The sequence below is a fragment of the Burkholderia sp. BE17 genome (genome assembly GCF_009362305.1).
Taxonomy (GTDB): Bacteria; Pseudomonadota; Gammaproteobacteria; order Burkholderiales; family Burkholderiaceae; genus Burkholderia; species Burkholderia pyrrocinia_C.
In genome coordinates, this window is the sequence record NZ_WHNU01000003.1 from 271,207 (window position 1) to 291,528 (window position 20,322).

The following is a 20,322-nucleotide window of genomic DNA, read 5'->3' on the forward strand; positions in this document are numbered from 1 at the left end:
ACGGACTTTTCCGCGGATCGAGGATATGAGCACGCTGCGCGGCGATCCGGTTTCGTTCTACCCGAATCCGAACGAGGAGAAGCGGTGATGCAGGCGCGGTAAGCAGGCATCCGCTACCGCGCCGCCGATCATTTGCGTGCGGTCACTGGCCGTTGCCGGATGCCGCGCCGCCGAGCCTGTAGGCCGTGAAGAATTCGTACCACGGCGACCCTTCCGCGATCGGTACGCCGAGCGCCGATGTGCGCTGTTTCAGTGCCGTGAATACGTCGTTGATGCGTGCGGCCTGCGCGGCATCGTTGAACGGATAAGGTCTCGACCGTCCCGCCGCGAACGCGCCATACGCGATCGCGAGCAGGCGTGCGCTGTCGTCGGCACCCGCGATCGCCGCGTCGATCGTTTCGACGAAACGCGGCCGGTCTTCGGCGCGCGACCCGGACAGGCACAGGAATACGATTGCCGACAGTTCATGCAGGTCATTCACCTGCAGCAAGGCGGGCAGCCGCGCGACGATCCGTTCCACCGGCTCTTCACGCAGCGCATCGCCGAAGTCGAGCACGGCGGTCATCGGATTCCTGTCGCGCTGTATGCGATCGAGCGCCGACACATCGGCCGGCCCGGTCGACCGGGCGCTGTTCCCGGACGCGGACCTGAGCACTTCCGCCACCTGCTGCGTCCACTCCGGAAAAATCATCCTGACCGCGCCGAACTGCTCGCCGCCTTCGGCCGCCGGATTCCATCGATAAACGATCGTGCCGCCAAGAATGAACGGCGAATACAGGTGCTCGGGCGTTTGCGGCAGCGGCCGCCGGTTGATCGGGAGCCACGCGAGCGTCAGCCAGTCGTAGCGGCCGGTCGCGGGTACCGACGGGCTCGAACTTGCGACGACCTGCCACGTGCCGCGATTCGCATAACGGCGGCGCGCGTCGGGCACCGGGACGGTCCGGCCTTTCGCGGTGTCGAAATACGTCGCGCCGGTCACGTTCGCGCCGCTGTCCGCGGCCGGCGTGACGATCGAGATGACCCACGACGAACCGTCCGCCGAACGGTAGTCGGACGGCTTCAGCGTGGCGACGTCGTGAACCATGCGCGTTTCCGCCGCGACGGGGCTCGGGGGGAGATTGGCGGGAGCGGCGACGATACTCGGCATGGGCTTTCCTCGGAATCGGGTGCGACTCGTCGAACGGGGACGACGCACGGCGGCGCAGGTTGTTTCCTGTAACTGTAGGACTTCGCCGCCGGAAACGGAAAGCGCCGGATGGGGCGTAACCCGGTCATGCGAACCGCCGCCGGACCATGCCGATACGGGCTAGTCGAAGCAGTGGGCGTGCATACCGCCGTTTCCGTGGATCAACGCGCGGCAGGTGGATTGACGCAGGCGCAGGAGGCCGGACGTGTTCCCGTCGGCTGAACCTGCGCGGGCATCAGTTTTCCTTGCCGTGATTTGCCAGCAATTCCGAGCGGCCAATCACCTCTCTCGCGTTATCAGCCCGGTCCGCGTCCGAGAACCCGGCGGCCTCGATGACCGGCGTGAGTGCTTTGAGCGCCACTTGTGGCTTGGCGCTGCGGAGCGACCCCATGCCTTCGTTCCATGCGTGCAGCATCTGCTTCGCGATCCAGTGCCACCGCGTTTCATTTTTCGCCGCTTCGACGATGTCTTTTCCTGTCGATACGGCGGAGTCGCACAGTGCTTCGACCATTTCGCGATATTGCCTCGGCGGAATGCCGAGACGCGTGTTGAAAAAGCGTTCCAGCGTCTTGCCGGGTGCCCACGTTTTGCGACCGTCGACGCTCAGACCGGGGGGATTGTTCGCAAAGCGCGGATAAGGCCTCCGTGGTGACAATGTCGTAGGCTGGCGTGTAGGCGACGTCATCGATGTTCGAGTAGAGGAGAGCGATGTTCTTGGCGTGGCAGACCGCGTTGCGCACGACATAGTTGGTGATGAGCTGCCAGCCGAGTTGCTCGGCCTCGCGTCTCCAATTGGCGGCGCCGATATAAGGCTTCGTTGCGTTGAGGATCTGTTCGGTCGACGGGCGGTATTTCTCATGAGGAGGAAGGCCAAGCAGGCTGCAAGCGTCTTCCACGCCAAATGTCGGGTTGCCTTGTTCGTCGACGTCGAACCGGTCGACGACGAGCACGCGGCCATCGTCCGACATCGCGGTCCTGGCTACCCGGGCGACGCCGAGTCTTGCCAGCACTTGCATCGAGTAGTGCTCGTTGAAACCAAGATAGGGTGTTTGCTCGTCGGATCCCTTGATGATGTGTCGGCTCGTGCGGAGTGTTTGCTTGCCTACCGGTGCCTGGGTCGGCGAGCGTTCAGGCGCAAGGAATTTGGTCACGGCACCTGAAATTGCCGCGCGAGCGTAGTACCGTACGAGTTCCGCAAAGCGGGCGGTTGTGATGTCCTCGTGCAGCAGGCTCTTCAGGTCGAGCGGGTCGAGTGCACCGCCTGGCGCGCCGCCTTCCGGTGCGACGGTTACCCGGCCGATGCCGGCGCCGCCGATGACGGCCAGAAGCGAAAGGTCCGTTCCATCGAGATAGGGGCCGAACTCTTCGCGAATCACCTGAAAGAGAAAACCTTCCGGCAAGTTCTGCCGGAAGAAGGGATGCAAGTCGCGAGGCCAGACCCAGGGATCTTCGCGGACGGGCATGGTCAGGCTCGCAAAATCTTCGGCGGTAGCGTCCGCCGTGTAACGCAGCGCATAGTCGTCCGCCTGGCGATAGAGATGAGCAACGAGTCTGCCTTTGACGTAGACGTGAAGGCGCATGTCACGAGTCTCCCATCGTGCGCTGTTCGGTCAGTATGTCGTCCAGCGTGCGTCCATGTCCGCGCTTGACCGCTCGCAGGTCATAACCGGCTGCTTCAAGGAGGCGAACGAGCGCAGATACGCTCATGTCGCCTCGCGCAAGCGTTTCCATGCGTGCGAGCGTCGTACGTGCGACACCGGCGCGCTCGGCCAGCTCTTGCTGTGAAAGGCCTGCCGCGCGGCGGCCCTCTCTCAGCATCTCTCCAACATCGGCCAGTGTTGTCATTTGTAGCCCCAGGACATCAGAAATTACCAGATTGGTTCTGACTGTAGCCCTTCTGCTACAAAACGGCATGTTCAAATTGTAGCCCTGGAGATACAGGAGCTGGCGGAGAGGAAGATTTTGTGGCCCGAGGGCTACCAAGGCTGCCGAGGCGACCGTTTCCGGGATTGAGCATGGCATTCAATCGTGCGGGGCAATTCCGGAGGCGAAGCTTGCGCACGTTTCGTCATTTGGCTCATTGAAGCAATGGTCGCGCGTGCCGCCGTTTCCGTGGATCAAGGCGCGGCCGCTGAATCGACCACCCGCCCCGCCGCGCTCAGCGCGGCAGCACCTTCCTGTACACCACGAACCCCGATTTCTCCGCGACGGTGTCGTACAGCCGCATCGCCGTGTGATTCGTCTCGTGCGTCTGCCAGTACACGCGTTCGGCGCGATGCTGGCGCGCGGCGTCGTACACGGCCTCGATCAGCGCGCGGCCGACACCCTTGCCGCGTTCGCTGTCGAGCGTGAACAGATCCTGCAGATAGCAGGTCGGCCCGGCGAGCGTCGTGCTGCGGTGATACAGGAAATGCACGAGCCCGACCAGCTTGCCGTCGCGCTCCGCGACGAAAGCATGCACGGGTTCGTAGCCGTCGAAGAAGCGCGACCACGTGAGCTGCGTGATGGCCGGTGGCAGTGCCGTGTCGCCGAAGCGTCCGTAGAAGCGGTTGTAGCCGTCCCACAGCGGCAGCCAGTTGTCGTAGTCGTCTTCCCGGACCGCGCGTACGGTCAGGCTGGCGTCGTTGGCGTTCATGTGCGCGAACCTTTCGATGAGGGTTGGACGTGTTGCCGGCTCGGCTGGCAACAACGCAGACCTCCACGATAGGAAGTTCGCGGCGCGCCGGGTAGGCCCATGACGGCCGCGGTTTCTGGTGCCACGGCGGGGGAGTGTGCCGACCGCCGACCGCCGACTGCCGACTGCCGTCGCACCGTGTCGGCCGTCGCCGCTTACCCGCGCATCGGCGGGTTGAGCCGCGCGAACGCCTGTTGCCGGCGATACGGGAAGTACGGATACGGCGCTTGCACCGCGCTCGCCGCGTCGAGCGACGCGACCTGCGCATCGGTCAGCGACCAGCCGACCGCGCCGAGGTTCTGGCGCAGCTGTTCCTCGTTGCGCGCGCCGATGATCACCGACGACACGGTCGGTCGTTGCAGCAGCCAGTTCAGCGCGATCTGCGGCACGGTCTTGCCGGTTTCCTCCGCGATCGCGTCGAGCGCATCGACCACGTCGTACAGGCGTGCGTCGTCGACCGGCGGCCCGTAGCTGGCCGTTTCATGCAAACGGCTGCCTTCTGGCAGCGGCGCGTTGCGACGGATCTTGCCGGTGAGCCGGCCCCAGCCGAGCGGGCTCCACACGAGCGCGCCGAGGCCCTGATCGGCGCCGAGCGGCATCAGGTCCCACTCGTAGTCGCGGCCGACGAGCGAGTAGTAGACCTGGTTCGCCACGTAGCGCGACCACCCGTAGCGATCGGCCGCCGCAAGCGATTTCATGATCTGCCAGCCGGCGAAGTTCGATACGCCGATATAGCGCAGCTTGCCCGCGCGTACGAGATCGTCCAGCGTCGACATCACTTCCTCGACCGGCGTGCCCGCGTCGAATGCGTGCAACTGCAGCAGGTCGATGTAGTCGGTGTCGAGGCGGCGCAATGCGTCGTCGACGGCGCGCACGAGCCGCGCACGCGACGTGCCCGCGTCGTTCGGGCCGTCGCCGGTCGGCAGGCCCGTCTTCGTCGAGATCAACACCCGGTCGCGACGGCCCTTGATCGCGGCGCCGAGCACGCGTTCGGATTCACCGTCCGAATACACGTCGGCGGTGTCGAACAGGTTGACGCCGGCTTCCAGGCAGATGTCGACCAGACGGCGCGCTTCGTCGACGCCGGTATTGCCCCATGCGCCGAACAACGGGCCGGTGCCGCCGAACGTGCCGGCTCCGAAGCTCAGGACGGGAACCTTGAGGCCGGAGCGGCCGAGCGTACGGTATTCCATGTGCGTTTCCTTTGAATGGTCGAAGCCCGGCGCGTGCCGGACGGGCGCTCGTCGGCGGACTCACACTGTATCGCTTGCGGATATTTCAGATAATTGGGCAGACTTCGAAAATATCCTTCGGAGAAAGCGAATAATGCTGCTCGATAACCTCGCGCTGTTCCTGCGCATCGTGGAGAAGGGCGGGCTGGCCGCGGCGGGCCGGGAGGTCGGCCTGTCGCCGGCCACGGTGTCCGAGCGGCTGGCGGCGCTCGAGCGCCACTACGGCGCGGCGCTGCTCACGCGCACGACGCGCGCGATCAGCCTGACCGACGAGGGCCGCACGGTCGTCGCCGGCGCGCGGCGCCTGCTGGCCGAGGCCGACGAACTCGAAAGCCGCGTGCGGGTGGGCGCGCAGACGCTGTCGGGGCCCGTGCGCCTGAGCGCGCCGGCCGATCTCGGGCGCGAGCGTGTCGTGCCCGTCGTCGACGCGTTCCTGGCCGAGCATCCGGGCGTCACGGTCGACCTGCATCTCGGCGACGGTTACGTCGATCTGGTCGGGCAAGGGCTCGATTTCGCGATCCGCCGCGGCACGCTGGCGGACAGTTCGCTGCGCAGCCGTTCGCTCGGCCGTGCACGGCGCGTGGTGTGCGCGTCGCCCGCGTATCTCGCCGCGCACGGCACGCCACGGCATCCGGACGATCTCGCCGCGCACGACTGCATCGTGATGCGTTTCGGGCCGGATCTGTATGCCGAATGGCCGTTCCGCATCGACGGCGAATTGAAACGCGTGATGGTGCGTGGCCGGCGCGTAGCCAATGACGGCGCGCTCGTCCGTGCGTGGTGTGTCGCGGGGCACGGCGTCGCGCTGAAGTCGCTGGTCGACGTCGAACGGGATCTGGCGTCCGGCGTGCTCGTCGAGGTCCTGCATGACTTCTCGCCGGGCGACGTCGATTTGCAGATCGTCTATCCGGGCAGCGCCGTGCAGCCGCGGCGCGTGCGCGCGCTGATCGAGCGGCTGGCACAGGCTTTGGCGGCGGTGTAAAGGCGCGTTGCTCGCGCTGCCTGCCGGACGTTGTGGCAGCTGTGTTGCCGCGATCGCATCGCATGCCGATGTCGTGATCCCGAACGTGACATGACAGCCTGAAACCGGACCTCGAACAGATTGCCCACGTTTCGTCATTTAGCTAATATGCGAAACGTTAAACGAAGCCTTCCGACCCCATGGACGACGTCACCCGCATCAGCGCACTGGCCAACGAAAGCCGTCTGGCCGTGATGCGCTGGCTCAAGCAGCCGCGCAAGCATTTCCCGCCGCAGCCGCACGGCGATTTCGACGAGCTCGGCGTGTGCTGCACGTACATCACCGAGAAGCTCGGCATCGCGCCGGCCACGACCACGCGCCACATGCGCATCCTCGCGGATGCCGGGCTCGTGCAGGCGACCCGCGTCGGCAAGTTCACGTACTACAAGCGGATCGACGGCGCGCTGCAGCAGCTCGGCCGCGATCTCTCGCAACTCTGATTCGACCGATCCCCACCGATCCCCACCGAGGCAACCGATATGGACGAACTTGCATTGCTGGCCGACGCCGACCGCCGCGCGCACGCGTATCTCGCAGCGACGAACGAACGGCGCGCGTTTCCCGACGCGGCCGCGCTGGCCGGCCTCGTCGCATTCGACGAGCCGCTGCCCGATACGGGACGCCCGGCCGACGACGTGCTGCGCCTGCTCGACGAGCAGGGCTCACCGGCGACCGTCGCGTCGAACGGCCCGAACTACTTCGGCTTCGTGATCGGCGCCGCGCTGCCGGCCGCGGCGGCGGCCGAGCGGCTGATGCTCGCGTGGGACCAGTGCGCGTCGTCGTACGCGAATTCGCCGGTGGCCGCGACGCTCGAGCGCCAGGCCGCGCGCTGGGTCGTCGACGCGCTTGCGCTGCCCGAAGGCAGTGCGGTCGGGTTCGGCACGAGCGCGACGGCCTGCACACTGGTCGCGCTGGTGGCCGCGCGGCGCGCGCTGCTCGCGCGCAAGGGCTGGGACATCGACGAGGACGGCCTGATCGGCGCGCCCGAGGTGAAGGTCGTGATCTCCGAGCTCGCGCACATCACGGTGAAGAAAGCGCTGCGCGTGCTCGGCTTCGGGATGAAGCGCATCGTCGTCGCGCCGGTCGATGCACACGGCCGCATCGACCCCGCGCAGTTGCCGCCGCTCGACGACATGACGATCCTCTGCGTGCAGGCCGGCGAAGTGAACACCGGCGAATTCGATCCGTTCGCGGCGCTGATTCCGCCCGCGAAGGCGGCCGGCGCGTGGGTGCACGTGGACGGTGCGTTCGGGCTGTGGGCACGCGCGTCGTCGAAGCGCGCGCTGACGGAAGGCATCGACGGCGCGGACAGCTGGACGACCGACGGCCACAAGTGGCTCAACACGCCGTACGACGGCGCGATGGTGATCTGCCGCGACGCGGCGGCGCTCGCGACCGCGATGAACAGCGATGCCGTCTACCTGAGCGGCGCGCAGGACGCGCAGAAGAACCTGAACCTCGAGTTCTCGCGGCGCGCGCGCGGCATCCCCGTGTGGGCCGCGCTGCGCTCGCTCGGCCGCGCCGGGCTGGCGACGATGGTCGAGCGGCATTGCGCGCAGGCGTCGCGTGTCGCGGACGGCCTGCGTGCGGCCGGCTACGACGTGCTGAACCGCGTCGTGCTGAACCAGGTGCTGGTGCGCGCCGGCACCGATGACGAGACGGTCGCGATCCGCGAGGCCGCGCAGGATTCGGGCGACGTGTGGTTCGGCGCGACCGTGTGGCAGGGGCGTCCGGCGTTCCGGATCAGCGTGTCGTCGTGGCGCACGGAAGACGCGCACATCGATCGGCTCGTGGCACTGCTGACTGGACTGCGCGGCACGCCCGTGCGCTGAATGCCGGCGTGGCGGGAGCGGAGGCGAACCGGCGTCGCGATGCGATGCCGTGTCTCCACGCGGCCGGAAATGTCGGACAATGCCGGAGCGCGCCCATGCGCCGCATCGCCCGTCGGCCGATTGCCCGTTCGCCGGCCCGGGCGGCGTGTCCAACCGATGCAGTCACGCTAACGAGAGCCCCCCATGTCGATCACCCATCCCCGGGAATTGCTGAAGGCCGCCGATATCGCGAAGATGGAACCGACGCGCGCCGTGCATTCGCTGAATCCCAATGCCGTTCGTCTCAAGAGACCGCTCAGCGACCTGACCGGCATCACGCAGTTCGGCTTCCACCTGCTCACGCTGATGCCCGGTCACGAATCGGCCGAATACCACCGTCACCTGTACGAGGAAGAATGCGTGTACGTGCTGTCCGGCACGGGCACGGTCACGATCGGCGAACGCCCGTACGACGTCGGGCCCGGCGATTTCCTCGGCTTCGCGCGCGGCGGCGAAGCACATACGCTGCAGAACACCGGTGACGTGCCGCTCGAACTGATCGTCGCCGGGCAGCGTCTCGAACACGATGTGTGCGAATACCCGAGAATCGGCAAGCGGCTGTACGTCGCAGGTGAACTCGAGGATTTTGTCGATCTGCCGAAGCAGCGCTGAGCCGATCCGCGATGCCCTGATGCAGGCTGCAGGTCACCGCGCCCGGCAGTCGCTGGGTTAAGCGGTTGTGACGATCTTCGCTGTTCCCGTTTTCGCTGGCGCCGCGGCTCGTGCGGCTGGCCTGCATCGATGCGGGAGCGGTCGTGTCGGACCGGCTTCCCGATTCCCGGCAACGACGATTGCGGCCAGCTTTCCGCGTGGTACGTGCTGCCCGTGCCCGGCATCCATTCGCTGAACCCGGTCGGCGGCGTGTTTTACCCCGGTACGCAGCTGTTCGAGGAAGCGACGATCGATATCCCGGTCGCGTCTGCGCGCTTATGATGCGGGAACGCCACCGACAGGGTTCCCCGATATGGACGCGCCGCTCCCGCCGATGCATGCCCCGATTTCCGAAACGGAACCTGAAACCGAAGCCGCCGCCGAGCCGCGCGCGTCGCGCCTGCATCGGCCCGTCGCGCTCGTCACCGGCTCGACGTCGGGGATCGGCGCGGCCATCGCGCGCCGCCTGACGGCGGACGGCTATGCGGTGATCCTGCATTCCCGCAGTTCGGCCGACACCGGACGCGCGATGGCGCGCGAACTCGGCGCGGCCTACGTGCAGGCCGATCTCGCCGACGATGCCGAGCGCGTGCGGCTGATCCGCGACGCGCTCGCCGTGCACGGGCGGCTCGACGTGCTCGTCAACAATGCGGGGATCAGCCGCGTGATTCCGCATGAGAACCTCGCGGCGGCGACGCCCGATGTGTGGCGCGAGATACACGAGATCAACGTGATCGCGCCGTTCCGGCTCGTCGCCGAAGCGCAGCCCGCGCTGCTCGAAGCGGCGTCGCGCGGGCGGGCCGGTTGCGTCGTGAACGTCAGCTCGCATGCGGGCGTGCGGCCGAAAGGCGCGTCGATTCCGTATGCGGCGGCGAAGGCCGCGCTCAATCACACGACGCGGCTGCTGGCGCGCACGCTCGCGCCTGCGATTCGGGTCAATGCGGTCGCGCCGGGGCTGGTCGATACGCCGCTGACCGCCGACTGGACCGAAGCGCGGCAGCTCTGGCGCGAACGCGCGCCGATGCGCCGCGCGGCGACGCCGGACGACATCGCGCAGACGGTCGCGATGCTCGTCGCGTCCGATTACGTGACGGGCGAGATCGTGATGCTCGACGGGGGATTGAATCTGACGTGACGCAGTGCGGGCGGTGACGCGCCGAGGTTGTGCGCCGACGCGACCGGGCAACGTGGCCGCCGTGCGCAGGCGTCGTGCGCAAGCGCCGAAGCGGCCGCCCGGCCAAGGCTGCCGAAGCTGCCGAAGCTGCCGAAGCTGCCGAAGCTGCCGAAGCTGCCGAAGCTGCCAACCCAGCCAACCCGATCACCCGAGATTCGACCGCAGCCGCGCGAGTGCGCCGTCGTGCGTGCGCTCGAACTTCAGCGGCGTGACGGCGATATACCCTTCGCCGAGCGCGACCGTTTCCGAATCCGCGTCGTCGTCGCGCGGTGCGCGCGCGAGCTTCAGCCAGTGATAGTCGATCTCGCGCGGGTCGCGGCCCGACACGATCTCGACGCCCTGCAGCGTGCCGGCGCCCTGGTTCGTCACCTTCAGCCCGCGCACGTCCTGCGCGGGGCGGGCGGGGAAATTCACGTTGAGGCACGCGTCGCTGTCCCAGCCGGCGGCGGCGAGCCTGCGAATGACGTCCGGCGCATGCGCGAGCGCCGTGTTCCACGGTACCGCGTTGCGATCGGTGAACGCCTGGCTCAGCGCGATGGCCGGCACGCCGACCAGCATGCTCGTCATCGCGGCGCCGACCGTGCCGGAAAACACCGTTTCGGTGCCGAGATTCGCGCCGCGGTTCACGCCGGACAGCACGACGTCGGGCCGCGCGTCCTTCATCAGGTGGCTGACCGCGATCGCGACGCAATCGCCGGGCGTGCCGCGCACCGCGAAGCGGCGTTCGCCCTTGCGATGCACGCGCAGCGGTTCGTGCAGGCTCAGCGAATGCGACGTGCCGCTCTGGTCTTCCGCCGGCGCGACGATCCACACTTCGCGCGCCAGTTGCGTGGCGACCTGTTCGAGTACTTCAAGGCCGGGGGCGTCGAATCCGTCGTCGTTGGTCAGCAGGACGCGGTCGAAAAGCGAGCGGGTTTCTTGCATCGGGACGATCCTCGCGGAGATGGGCGACGAGAGTGAAGGGCTGCGTGGCGCAAGCCACAAGGCTAGCATCCTGGCGCGAGAATCGTCGTGTTGCGCCGTCGGCGCAGGTCGGCGCGGACGTGAAAACGGGCGCATCGCGCGCCCGTTCGTCGGTGGAGGTGCCGCGTACGCGGTGGGTCGGAACTTGGAGCCTGTTCCCGCCGATAGCGGGCTTGCGAACGTACCTTGCCGGTCGCCCCTTGGGGACAAGCGGCGATCGACGCCGCAATGCGGCCAGCCCAAGTGCGCTATCAGCGGGAACAGGCTCTATCCGATCAGATGCCGCAGCAGCCCCGCCGACGCGACGCCGACGATGACGGTCGGCAGGATCGACAGGCGCGTCGCCGCGAGCAGCGTGATCGCGAGCGCGAGCAGGTCGGCCGGGCGCGTCGACACGAAGGCCGGCGCGATCACCGAGATCAGCACGCAGCCGGGCACGTTCTCCATCACCGATGCCATTCGCGGGCTGAGCGTGCGGTTGCGCAGCAGCACGTAGCCGAGGATGCGCGACAGGTAGGTCGTCGACGCCATCAGCACGATCGTCGCGACGGTGCTGAAATCCGGAAGATCAGGCATCGCGCGGCTCCCACAGCAGCGCGGCGATCAGCCCGGCGCATGCGCCGGCCGCGACGTACCATGCACCGGGCACGGCGAGGTGCGTGGCCGCCGCGACGACGAGGCTCACGAACCACGGGCGGCTCGCGCGCATCCCTTTCCACATCCCGCGCAGCAGCACCAGAAACACGGCCGTGAACGCCATGTCGAAGCCGTACTGCTCGACGTTGCCGATCGTCGGGCCGACCGCCGCGCCGAGCGTGGTCATCGAGATCCACGTCAGGTAGAGCCCCACGCAGATGCCCGCGTAATAGGGCACGCTGACGTGCGTGGCCGAGCGCGAGCGCGCATCGGCGAGCGACATCGCCCAGCTCTCGTCGCACATGAAGAACAGCGCGACGAACGCGCGGCGGCGCGGCAGGCGCCGGATATACGGCTCGAACGCGGCGCCCATCAGGATGTGGCGCGAATTCACGAGGAACGACATCGCGACGATCAGCGCGATGTGCGGCGGCGACGTCCACAAATGGATTGCCGCGAATTCGGACCCGCCGCCGAAGTTCAGGCCCGTCATCATCGGCACCTCGAACAGGCTCAACCCTTTTTGCGCGGCCTGCGCGCCCAGCACCAGCGCGAACGGCACGAAACCCAGCATGACGGGCAGCGCCGCGCGCAAACCGCGGCCCATCTCGGCGACATAGGCGGGCTTGTCGCGAAGCCCGGACGACGTTGAAACGCTACTGCTCATTACTCCTCCTTCGGGGGAGGGATTGTCTGCTTTTTTGACTCGAATCGGGTTGCGTTGTGGCCATAACTTTCGGAGAATTTGGCATTGAACGCGCGATTTGCGAATTTTTTGGAATCGGATGCCAAATGAAACTGGATGCCATCGACCGGCGGATCCTGAGCGCGCTGCAGCGCGACGGCCGCATGCAGAACGTGGAGCTCGCGCACGAGGTCGGGCTGTCGCCGTCGCCGTGCCTGCGGCGCGTGCGGCTTCTCGAGGAAGCCGGCGTGATCGAGAAATACGTGGCCGTGCTGAATCCCGCGAAGGTCGGCAAGGGCCTGACGATCTTCACGCGCGTGTGGCTGAAGGGGCAGGACGCGGAATCCGTGAACCGTTTCGCCGATGCCGTCCAGCAGATGCCGGAAGTCGTCGAATGCCACCTGATGGCGGGCGACTGCGATTTCCTGCTGCGCGTCGTCGCGGCCGACATCGACGACTACCGGCGTTTCCAGATGGAAACCCTCACGCGCATTCCCGGCGTGCTGAGCGTGAAGACCGACATTCCGATGCAGAAGGTCAAGCTCACGTCGGCGCTGCCGACCTAGCGCCGAGCGGGTGCGAGGCGATGACTCGACGAACGGTCAGGTCTCGGTGACAATCGCCCGGTAATCTGGCGAGTCACGCCGCTTCGAACGTATCGCTCGCGCTGCCGTGCGACGTTCGATGCGCAAGCAACTAACGGTCAATGTCGACGCGATCGGGCACGCGCCGCGCGCACCGCATCATGCGCCGGCGCGGATGCGTTTCTTCTTGTCGGGCCATTCATGCAGCCATTCAACAATCCGTGGAATTCGCTGGAAATCGTCAAGCTCGTGCTCGGCGTGCTGACGCCGTTGTCGGTCGCGTGTCTCGGCTGGCTCGTCGCGCGCCGGCTGAAGCGGCTCGAACTCGTGCAGTGGACCAACCAGCGGCTGATCGAGAAGCGGCTCGCGCTGTACGACGCGGTCGCGCCGCAGCTCAATGCGCTGCTGTGCTTCTACACGTGGATCGGCTACTGGAAGGACATTTCGCCTGACGACGTGATCCGCGCGAAGCGCGAACTCGACCGCACGTTCCACATTTATCGCTATCTGTTCGACGACGACGTGTACGACGCGTATCACACGTATATCCACGCGCTGTTCGACATGCACACGGGGCCGGGCCGCGACGCGCGGATCCGTTCGCTGATCCAGGCGCCCGACGGTGACCGCAGCGTACACGGGTCGTATGAATGGAAGCCGGCGTGGTCCGATCGTTTCGCGACCGCGAATGTCGTGCCCAAGGACGACGTGTTGCGGCATTACACGCAACTGATGGAACGGCTGCGCGTAGCGCTGGGCGCGACGCGCTGACTGTTCGGCATCGCGCGTCACGCCGCTCGCCGGTATCGAAATCCGCCACCCGGCGGCACGGATTCGCACCCTTGTGCGTGCCGCGGATGCGGCGCGCGGCCGCGGCTGACATGCTGTCCCGCATGTCCACTTGCGCGAGGCTCCCATGTCCGTCAATACCGGTTGCCAGCCGCTGATGAGCCGCCCGCTCGGTGTCGGCCGGCGGTATCTCTTTACCGCGGGTTCCGTCGATACGCATGAAGTGTCGTTGCCGGTCGAGCCGGAGATCGGCGACATCGTGTTCATCCGCGTGACGGTGCGACCGTTTCTCGAAGTGGCGAGCGCGACGCGTTCGTGGACGAATCACGTCGGGATCGTCGTCGGCGAGCGCGGCGGCGAGGTACTGGTTGCGGAGAGCACGTTTCCGCTGTCGCGCGTCACGACGATGTCGCGGTTTCTCGCGCGCTCCGATCGCGGCGCATGCGTGATCGCGCGCCTGAAGCAGCCGCTCGATGCCGCGCAGCGGCGCCGGCTCGTCGACGCGGCGATGTGCCGGGTCGGTGTGGTGTACGACACGGGTTTCAATCTCGCGTCGCGCCGGCAGTTCTGTTCGCGTTTCGTGCGCGAGGTCGTGCGCGATGCGACGCGGATCGTGCTCGGCGATGTCGAAACCTTCGACACGCTGCTGCGCCGGAATCCCGATCATCCGCTCGGCTTCTGGAAGATCTGGTATTTCGGCCGAATTCCGTGGCACCGCCGCACGGTGACACCGGCGAGTTTGATGAACAGTCGGGAACTGCGCGTGGTGGCGGATACGCGCGATCGTGCCGACGATGGATGCGCGGGTCGGGAATAGTGCGATGCGGGGCAGGTGTGCCGTCAGTCGCTCGAAGAACCGACGGCCGATTGAACCATGTCCGGGCCTCGATGCGACTCAGGCGAACGAGATCACGAGTTTCTTGCCGCACGCGGCGGCATACTTGCGCAGCGTATCGATCGATGGAGAATGCTGGCCTGTCGCGAGCGCGCGTTCGAGCCGCGTGACGGCAGGCGCCTTCGTGCCCATGCGCTCCGCCACGTCGGCTTGCGAAAGACCGGCGGCTCGCCGGGCGGCCAGCATCGCGTCGAGTAGCGCGAATTCCTCGCGGTTCAGCCGGTCGTATTCGGCACGTACCGTCGGATCGGCCAACGCGCGCTCGCGCAGTGCCTTATAGGTTGCCATATCGAACCTCCTTTAATCGACGGCGCGCGGTCTCCAGCGCTTTTTGCGGCGTTTTCTGCGTCTTCTTCATGAAGCAGTGAAGCATGACGATCCGCCGGTTGACGACCGCGCGGTAAAACACACGGGCGATACCCTCCAGGTCCTTCAAGCGCATTTCATACAAACCGCCGCCCATCGGCCTGGTGTGAGGTTCGCCCAGATTCGGACCGTACTCTTCCATACGGTCGGCGAGTGCGAAGAACCTGGCGGTCAGCGTCTTCGGCAACGCAAACACGCCAGCTTCGACCTGTTCGCTGAAGAAATGGATTTCATACGCGACGGTTCGTATAGTAACAAATTTGTTATTTCCTTGCAAGAAGGAGCGCCGTCGTGTCTGTCATGAGGGCGGCTCGTCGAATGCACGGAAGCACCGGAGAAACGTCTGGAAGTTTCTCCGGTGCTTCGTTGTAGACGTGCGAGCCAGATTGTTTGCCCGTGGCCTGAATTGACTAGTTATCCGAATGGATATCAGGCCTGCCCGTGTGTTTCGGGACGGGGCGAGATCAGTTCCGCCCCGCCACCGCGAGCCGCGCGGCGAGTCCGACGAACACCGTGCCGAGCAGATACTGCGGCAGCTTCGACGGGCGGCGGCGCGCGCCGATCCGCCGGCTCAACCGGCTCGCGGAAAGAATGACCGCGCCATTCACGACGAGCCCGATCAGGTTGAGCACCGTCGCGAGCACGAGAATCTGCACGGCGATCGAACCGTGTTCGGGCCGCACGAACTGCGGGAACAGCGCGAGCACGAACAGCGCCATCTTCGGATTCAGCAGGTTCGTCGTCATGCCCTGACGGAAAATCGTCGCGGTCGAGTGGCGACGCTGCGATGCGACGGGCGACAGTTCGGTCGCATCCGAACGGAACGTCTTCCATGCGAGATACAGCAGATACGCAGCGCCCGCGAAGCGCACGGCGTCATACGCGATCGGCACCGCGACAAAGAGTTGCGACAGCCCGAGCGCCGCGGCGAGTGCGTGACAGTAAGTGCCGGCCTGAATGCCCGCGAGCGTTGCGAAGCCCGCGCGCCGGCCCTGGCTCACGCTGCGAGACGCGATCAGCAGCATGTCGGGGCCCGGCGTGACGGTCAGCGCGAGAGATGCGCCGGAGAACAGCGCGAGCGTCGAGAGGTCGATCATGGGAGTCCTTTTTGCATGAGCGGCGTAACAAGGAATGCCAGTTTAGAAATGCCGCTGCAGGCGGTCAACAGCGGCCGTGCCTGGGGCATCGCCGAAGGCCGATTGGTTCCGTCCTTTCGATAAAGCAGAGGCCGTTTTTGTCATCCAGACATTCCGTGCGGCTGCTCCAGCAATTAACAATTTCGTCACGAATTTTCGTACGTGATCTAAATACATGCGAAACGTCCGTCTGTAGCATTCGGCGATTGAGTCATAGCTGGCAAGTGCCTTGCCGGTCAGGTCCGGATGTGTTCCATGTGGGTAGATCAAATGCAAGTCGTCGACCACCGTCGGGTCGACATCGGTAACGTCGAAGCGACGCAGTTGCGCGAGGCCGGTTCGTATGCGGTGCTCCGCGACGCCGGCGTAGCTTTGAGGGTCCGCCACGCACTTTGCGTGGCGCTGATCTGCGGCGGTGCCGCGGGCCTGTTCGAGCCGGTACATGCGCAAGTGCCGGACGCGGGGCGAGCGATGCGCGACATCGAGGCGCCGCGACCGGAGCTGCCACCGGAAACCGCGCCCGAGCTTACGGTGGCGCCGTCGGAAGAGGCCGCCGAGAGCGCGCCAGAGTCGGGGCCTCGCGTGTTCGTTCGCGCATTCGCGCTCGACGGCAATACCGTATTCGGCAGCGACAAACTGCTGCCGCTCGTCGCCGATCTGGCTGGCGGCACGCTGAGCTTCGCCGACTTGCAACGCGCGGCCGCGCGCATCACAGCCTACTATCGCCGTCGTGGCTACGTGCTTGCGCGCGCCTACCTGCCTCGCCAGGACATCGACGACGGCATCGTGCGTATCGAAATCGTCGAAGGCCGCTACGGCGCCATCACGCTCCGGAATCATTCGCGTGTGCTCGGCGCCGCGCTGCGCCAGCCGCTCTCGGCGCTGCATCCGGGCGATGTCGTACGCGGGCCCGATCTCGAGCGCAGCCTGTTGTTGCTCGACGACCTGGCCGGCGTCGCTGCGCGCGGCACCTTGCGTCCGGGCGAAATGCCCGGTACCACCGATCTCGTCGTCGACGCCGACAAAGGGCCGCTCGCATCCGGATCGCTCGAATTCGACAACTTCGGCGACGTCGCGCTCGGGCGCTACCGTGTCGGCGGCAGCGTCGACGTCAATTCGCCGCTGCGGCTCGGCGATCGCCTGAGCCTGCGCGGGCTCGTCAGCAACGAACTGCAGCGCTACTACCGTGCCGCTTATCAAGTACCGGTCGGGCCCGCGTCGACGCGGGTCGGTGTCGCGTATTCGTCGCTGCGCTACCGGCTCGGCGGCGCCTTTTCCGATCTCGAATCGCAAGGCCGGGCGAGCGTGCAAACCGCATACGTGACCCAGCCGCTCGTGCGTGCGCGCAGCCTGAGCGTCACCGCGCAGATCCAGTACGAAAACAAGAACCTGCGCGACGACTACGGCATTTTCGACATCCGTCGCGACAAGAACGTCGGCCTGTGGACCTTCGGCGTCAGCGGCAACAGTCAGGACGGCTGGCTGGGCGGCGGCCGCAACGGGTTCTCGGTGATGTTCGGCGTCGGCCGGCTGCGCAGCAACGATCCGTTCGAGGCGGACCCGCTGAAAAAGTCGATCGGCAGCTTTGCGAAGCTGAATGTGAGCGCGCTGCGCGTGCAGGCGCTGGGGCGCCGGTTCGAGTTGTACACGCAATTCAGCGCACAGCTTTCGTCGCGCAATCTCGACGAATCGGAGAAATTCAGTCTCGGCGGCCCGTACGGCGTGCGCGCATATGCGCTTGGCACGGGCAGCGGCGACCAGGGCTGGCAGGCCGGCGCCGAGTTGCGTTACCTCGTCGCGCCGGGATGGCAGGTCAGCACGTTCGTCGACGCCGGGCGCGTGCAGTCCGACAAGCACCCGTGGACGAAAGGGCGAAACATGCAGCACATGCAGGCCGGCGGCGTCGGCGCAAGCTGGTTCGGCGCGAAGCGCCAGGTGACGCTGACGGCCGCGTGGCCGCTCGGTGCAGCGGTCGGTTCGCCGACCCGCGCGCCGAGCGTTTGGGTTCAGGCCGCTCAGTATTTCTGAGCGAGCATGATCGTGGTTCGTCAGGCATGGCGGGCTTTCTGAAACAAATTGAAGAGGATACCAAAATGAACAAGGCCTATTCATTGGTGTGGAATGAAGCACAGGGTGGCTGGTGTGCAGTCGGGGAAACGGCGCGCCGTCGAGGCAAGTCGGGCGGCGGCAAGCGCCTGCTCGCGGCGGGCGCGTCGCTGCTGTGGTTGGCATCGTCGGGCGCGTACGCGCTGCCGACGGGCGGCGAGGTCATGTCGGGTAAGGCGGACATCACGAAGTCGGCGGACGGCAAGACGATGTCGATCAACCAGCACACGGACAAGCTGATCACGAACTGGCAGGACTTCAGTATCGGCGGCGGCGAGCGGGTGTCGTTCAAGCAGCCGACGAACCAGTCGATCGCGCTGAACCGGGTGATCGGGTCGAACGGCAGCCAGATTCAAGGTCAACTGGACGCGAACGGCCGCGTGTTCCTGGTGAATCCGAACGGGGTGATGTTCGGCGCGGGCGCGCAGGTGAACGTGGGCGGTCTGGTGGCGTCGACGCAGAACCTGTCGGACGCGGATTTCCTCGCGGGTCGCTACCGGTTCGCGGGGACCTCGGGCCAGTCGGTGGAGAACGCGGGGGCGATCGCGGCGGCGGACGGCGGCAGCGTGGCGCTGCTGGGGGCGCGCGTGTCGAACACGGGCGTGATCCGCGCGCAGATGGGCCGCGTGGCGTTGGGCGCGGGCAATGCGTTCAACGTGAACTTCGACGGCAACGGGTTGCTGAACCTGCAGGTCGAAAGCGGCGCGGTCGACGCGCAGGCGCACAACGGTGGGCTGCTGAAGGCGGACGGCGGGGAAGTGCTGATGACGGCGCGCGCGGCAGACGATCTGCTGGGCTCGGTGGTCAAGAACAGCGGCATGATCGAGGCGAAGGGACTGAGCAGCCGCGCCGGGAAGATCACGCTGGACGGCGGCCAGGTTCATGTCGGCGGGAAGCTGGACGCGAGTGCGCAGGACGCATCGACGGCAGGCGGCGCAGTCACGACGCGCGGCGAGCGGGTGGTGGTGTCGCGTGGCGTGCAGGTCGATACGCGTTCGGTATCGGGCCGCACGGGTCTGTGGACGATCGAGGCGGCGAACGCCGGGGTCGGCGCGGCTGCGCAGCCCGGCAAGCGCGGTCTCGTCATTGGCGGCGGGGTCAACGGTAATACCGGCAACGGCGGAACAGGCAGTAATGCCGGCAACAGCGGGACAGGCGGTAACGCCGACGGTGCGATCGACGGCGAGACGCTGTCGCGCAACCTGGGTACGACGAACGTGGCGCTGACCAACACGTCGGGTGACCTGACGGTGGGCGACGCGGTGACCTGGGCGAGCGACAACACGCTGGCGCTGATGTCGAAAAAGGGCAACGTCGACCTGAAGCAGGCGTTGACGGCGAGCGGCGCGAACGCGGGCATGACGGTGAACGCGGCAAAACAAATCCGGATCGGCAACAAGCTGACGTTGACGGGCGAAAACGCGAGCCTGGCGCTGAACTCTGGCAGCGGCCACACGTTGACGAACGACGATGCGGTGGTCACGCTGTCGGGCCGCAATGCATCGTTCTCGGCGAACGGCGAAGCGTATCGGGTGATTCACGATCTCGCGGGGCTGCGCAGCGTCGAAGGCAACATGAACGGCCGGTATGTGCTGGGCAATGCGATCGACGGCAAGGGCGCGCAATTCCGCAGCCTCGGGGGCAACACCGCCGGATTCGAGGGCGTGTTCGACGGTTTGGGCAATACCATCGGCAACCTGTCGATCTCGAACCCCGGCGCCGCAGCCGTCGGGCTGTTCGCATTCAACATGGGCCGTATCGCGAACCTCACGCTGGACAAGATCACCGCACGGGTGGTCGTTCCGGCAGGCAGCGAGCCGGTCAGCATCGGCGCGCTGGCCGGCTACAACTACGCGGGTGCTGTTATCTCCAACGTCAAGGCGAAGGACGTCCTGGTCAGCGGCAATGGCCTCGCGATCGTCGGCGGCCTGGTCGGCAGCAACCTGAGCGGTTCGATCGATCGCGCGTTCGTGTCGGGCCATGTCGAAGGCGACAAGGATGCGCTGTATGTCGGCGGTCTGGTCGGGGAAAACCGCACTTTCCTTTGGCCGGATCATGATCCGGCGACCATCAGCAACAGCCGCACCGACGTACGCGTCAGCAGCCGGTCGGCGGGCAGCACGGGTGGCCTGGTCGGGGTCAACCGGGGTGTCGTCACGTCCTCGACGGCCGCGGGCAGCGTCACCGCCCTGGCTAGCGGTGCGCGCGTCGGCGGTCTCGTCGGTTTCAACGAAGGCGGGGACAAGGCCGGGCGCATCAACGCCTCTTCATCGAGCGCGAGCGTGCGAGCCGGTGATTATGCGACGGCGGGCGGCCTCGTCGGCTACAACGCGGCATCCATCGAGGCGTCCGA

At 66.5% G+C, this 20,322-nt stretch carries 21 protein-coding genes and 2 pseudogenes; 11 read left to right on the top strand and 12 right to left on the bottom strand.

The features are described from left to right. Window positions 1-142: 142 nt before the first annotated feature. From GD429_RS05270 to GD429_RS05290, 5 genes and pseudogenes are all read right to left on the bottom strand, one after another. The gene (locus GD429_RS05270; RefSeq protein WP_152855976.1) at window positions 143-1,147 is read right to left on the bottom strand and encodes a hypothetical protein; all 1,005 of its coding nucleotides are present in this window, start codon (window positions 1,145-1,147) and stop codon (window positions 143-145) included. Between the two features lie 274 nt (window positions 1,148-1,421). Then, window positions 1,422-2,766, bottom strand: a pseudogene (locus GD429_RS05275) (type II toxin-antitoxin system HipA family toxin). Window position 2,767: 1 nt separating this feature from the next. Continuing rightward, on the bottom strand, window positions 2,768-3,031 hold the full coding sequence (locus GD429_RS05280) for a helix-turn-helix domain-containing protein (protein ID WP_152855977.1): 264 nt from the start codon (window positions 3,029-3,031) through the stop codon (window positions 2,768-2,770). Between the two features lie 313 nt (window positions 3,032-3,344). Next, complete coding sequence (locus GD429_RS05285; protein WP_152855978.1) at window positions 3,345-3,821, bottom strand: GNAT family N-acetyltransferase; 477 nt, start codon at window positions 3,819-3,821, stop codon at window positions 3,345-3,347. Window positions 3,822-4,015: 194 nt separating this feature from the next. After that, window positions 4,016-5,053 carry an aldo/keto reductase gene (locus GD429_RS05290; RefSeq protein WP_152855979.1) on the bottom strand — a complete coding sequence of 346 codons (1,038 nt, stop codon included), beginning with the start codon at window positions 5,051-5,053 and terminating at the stop codon, window positions 4,016-4,018. Between the two features lie 133 nt (window positions 5,054-5,186). Here GD429_RS05290 and GD429_RS05295 point away from each other — a divergent pair, with 133 nt between their 5' ends. The 6 genes and pseudogenes from GD429_RS05295 (at window position 5,187) to GD429_RS05320 (ending at window position 9,770) form a co-directional block, all read left to right on the top strand. After that, the gene (locus GD429_RS05295; protein ID WP_152855980.1) at window positions 5,187-6,074 is read left to right on the top strand and encodes a LysR family transcriptional regulator; all 888 of its coding nucleotides are present in this window, start codon (window positions 5,187-5,189) and stop codon (window positions 6,072-6,074) included. A 179-nt stretch (window positions 6,075-6,253) separates the two neighbouring features. Further along, window positions 6,254-6,553 carry an ArsR/SmtB family transcription factor gene (locus GD429_RS05300; RefSeq protein WP_034181860.1) on the top strand — a complete coding sequence of 100 codons (300 nt, stop codon included), beginning with the start codon at window positions 6,254-6,256 and terminating at the stop codon, window positions 6,551-6,553. A 39-nt stretch (window positions 6,554-6,592) separates the two neighbouring features. Then, entirely contained in the window at window positions 6,593-7,945 is a 1,353-nt protein-coding gene (locus GD429_RS05305) for a pyridoxal phosphate-dependent decarboxylase family protein (protein WP_152855981.1), read from the top strand. 183 nt (window positions 7,946-8,128) lie between these two features. Beyond that, a complete protein-coding gene (locus GD429_RS05310; protein WP_152855982.1) occupies window positions 8,129-8,596 on the top strand; it encodes a cupin domain-containing protein in 468 nt (155 codons plus the stop codon). A 162-nt stretch (window positions 8,597-8,758) separates the two neighbouring features. Beyond that, window positions 8,759-8,905 (top strand): annotated as a pseudogene (locus GD429_RS05315) (glycoside hydrolase domain-containing protein); the annotation flags it as partial. Window positions 8,906-8,948: 43 nt separating this feature from the next. Beyond that, window positions 8,949-9,770, top strand: a complete 822-nt coding sequence (locus tag GD429_RS05320; RefSeq protein WP_152855983.1) for an SDR family NAD(P)-dependent oxidoreductase — start codon at window positions 8,949-8,951, stop codon at window positions 9,768-9,770. 183 nt (window positions 9,771-9,953) lie between these two features. Here GD429_RS05320 and surE read toward each other — a convergent pair whose 3' ends face one another. The 3 genes from surE to GD429_RS05335 form a co-directional block, all read right to left on the bottom strand. Beyond that, window positions 9,954-10,733, bottom strand: a complete 780-nt coding sequence (gene surE, locus GD429_RS05325; RefSeq protein WP_152855984.1) for a 5'/3'-nucleotidase SurE — start codon at window positions 10,731-10,733, stop codon at window positions 9,954-9,956. A 306-nt stretch (window positions 10,734-11,039) separates the two neighbouring features. Further along, on the bottom strand, window positions 11,040-11,348 hold the full coding sequence (locus GD429_RS05330; RefSeq protein WP_152855985.1) for an AzlD family protein: 309 nt from the start codon (window positions 11,346-11,348) through the stop codon (window positions 11,040-11,042). After that, window positions 11,341-12,075, bottom strand: a complete 735-nt coding sequence (locus tag GD429_RS05335) for an AzlC family ABC transporter permease (RefSeq protein ID WP_152855986.1) — start codon at window positions 12,073-12,075, stop codon at window positions 11,341-11,343. Before GD429_RS05335 ends, GD429_RS05330 begins: the two co-directional genes overlap by 8 nt. 125 nt (window positions 12,076-12,200) lie before the next feature. On the opposite strand from GD429_RS05335, the gene GD429_RS05340 reads away from it, so the two are divergent. From GD429_RS05340 to GD429_RS05350, 3 genes are all read left to right on the top strand, one after another. After that, window positions 12,201-12,659 carry an Lrp/AsnC family transcriptional regulator gene (locus GD429_RS05340; protein WP_006749370.1) on the top strand — a complete coding sequence of 153 codons (459 nt, stop codon included), beginning with the start codon at window positions 12,201-12,203 and terminating at the stop codon, window positions 12,657-12,659. Window positions 12,660-12,878: 219 nt separating this feature from the next. Next, window positions 12,879-13,448 carry a hypothetical protein gene (locus GD429_RS05345; RefSeq protein WP_152855987.1) on the top strand — a complete coding sequence of 190 codons (570 nt, stop codon included), beginning with the start codon at window positions 12,879-12,881 and terminating at the stop codon, window positions 13,446-13,448. A gap of 145 nt (window positions 13,449-13,593) precedes the next feature. Continuing rightward, complete coding sequence (locus GD429_RS05350; RefSeq protein WP_152855988.1) at window positions 13,594-14,283, top strand: YebB family permuted papain-like enzyme; 690 nt, start codon at window positions 13,594-13,596, stop codon at window positions 14,281-14,283. Window positions 14,284-14,361: 78 nt separating this feature from the next. Here the strand turns inward: GD429_RS05350 and GD429_RS05355 are convergent, their stop codons facing one another. The 4 genes from GD429_RS05355 to GD429_RS40915 all read right to left on the bottom strand — a co-directional run bounded on the left by GD429_RS05355 (window position 14,362) and on the right by GD429_RS40915 (window position 16,307). Beyond that, window positions 14,362-14,649 carry a helix-turn-helix domain-containing protein gene (locus GD429_RS05355; protein ID WP_146254629.1) on the bottom strand — a complete coding sequence of 96 codons (288 nt, stop codon included), beginning with the start codon at window positions 14,647-14,649 and terminating at the stop codon, window positions 14,362-14,364. After that, window positions 14,636-15,004: a type II toxin-antitoxin system RelE/ParE family toxin gene (locus tag GD429_RS05360; protein ID WP_152855989.1), complete on the bottom strand. Its 369-nt coding sequence runs from the start codon at window positions 15,002-15,004 to the stop codon at window positions 14,636-14,638. Before GD429_RS05360 ends, GD429_RS05355 begins: the two co-directional genes overlap by 14 nt. A 187-nt stretch (window positions 15,005-15,191) precedes the next feature. Beyond that, window positions 15,192-15,824, bottom strand: a complete 633-nt coding sequence (locus GD429_RS05365; RefSeq protein WP_152855990.1) for a LysE family translocator — start codon at window positions 15,822-15,824, stop codon at window positions 15,192-15,194. 42 nt (window positions 15,825-15,866) lie between these two features. Next, window positions 15,867-16,307, bottom strand: coding sequence for a hypothetical protein (locus GD429_RS40915; RefSeq protein WP_227791543.1), 441 nt, complete (start codon window positions 16,305-16,307; stop codon window positions 15,867-15,869). A 27-nt stretch (window positions 16,308-16,334) separates the two neighbouring features. On the opposite strand from GD429_RS40915, the gene GD429_RS05370 reads away from it, so the two are divergent. Both GD429_RS05370 and GD429_RS05375 read left to right on the top strand, forming a co-directional pair. After that, on the top strand, window positions 16,335-17,891 hold the full coding sequence (locus GD429_RS05370) for a ShlB/FhaC/HecB family hemolysin secretion/activation protein (RefSeq protein ID WP_227791544.1): 1,557 nt from the start codon (window positions 16,335-16,337) through the stop codon (window positions 17,889-17,891). Window positions 17,892-17,956: 65 nt separating this feature from the next. Continuing rightward, on the top strand, window positions 17,957-20,322 hold a 2,366-nt coding region (locus GD429_RS05375; RefSeq protein WP_152855991.1), incomplete at its 3' end, for a filamentous hemagglutinin N-terminal domain-containing protein.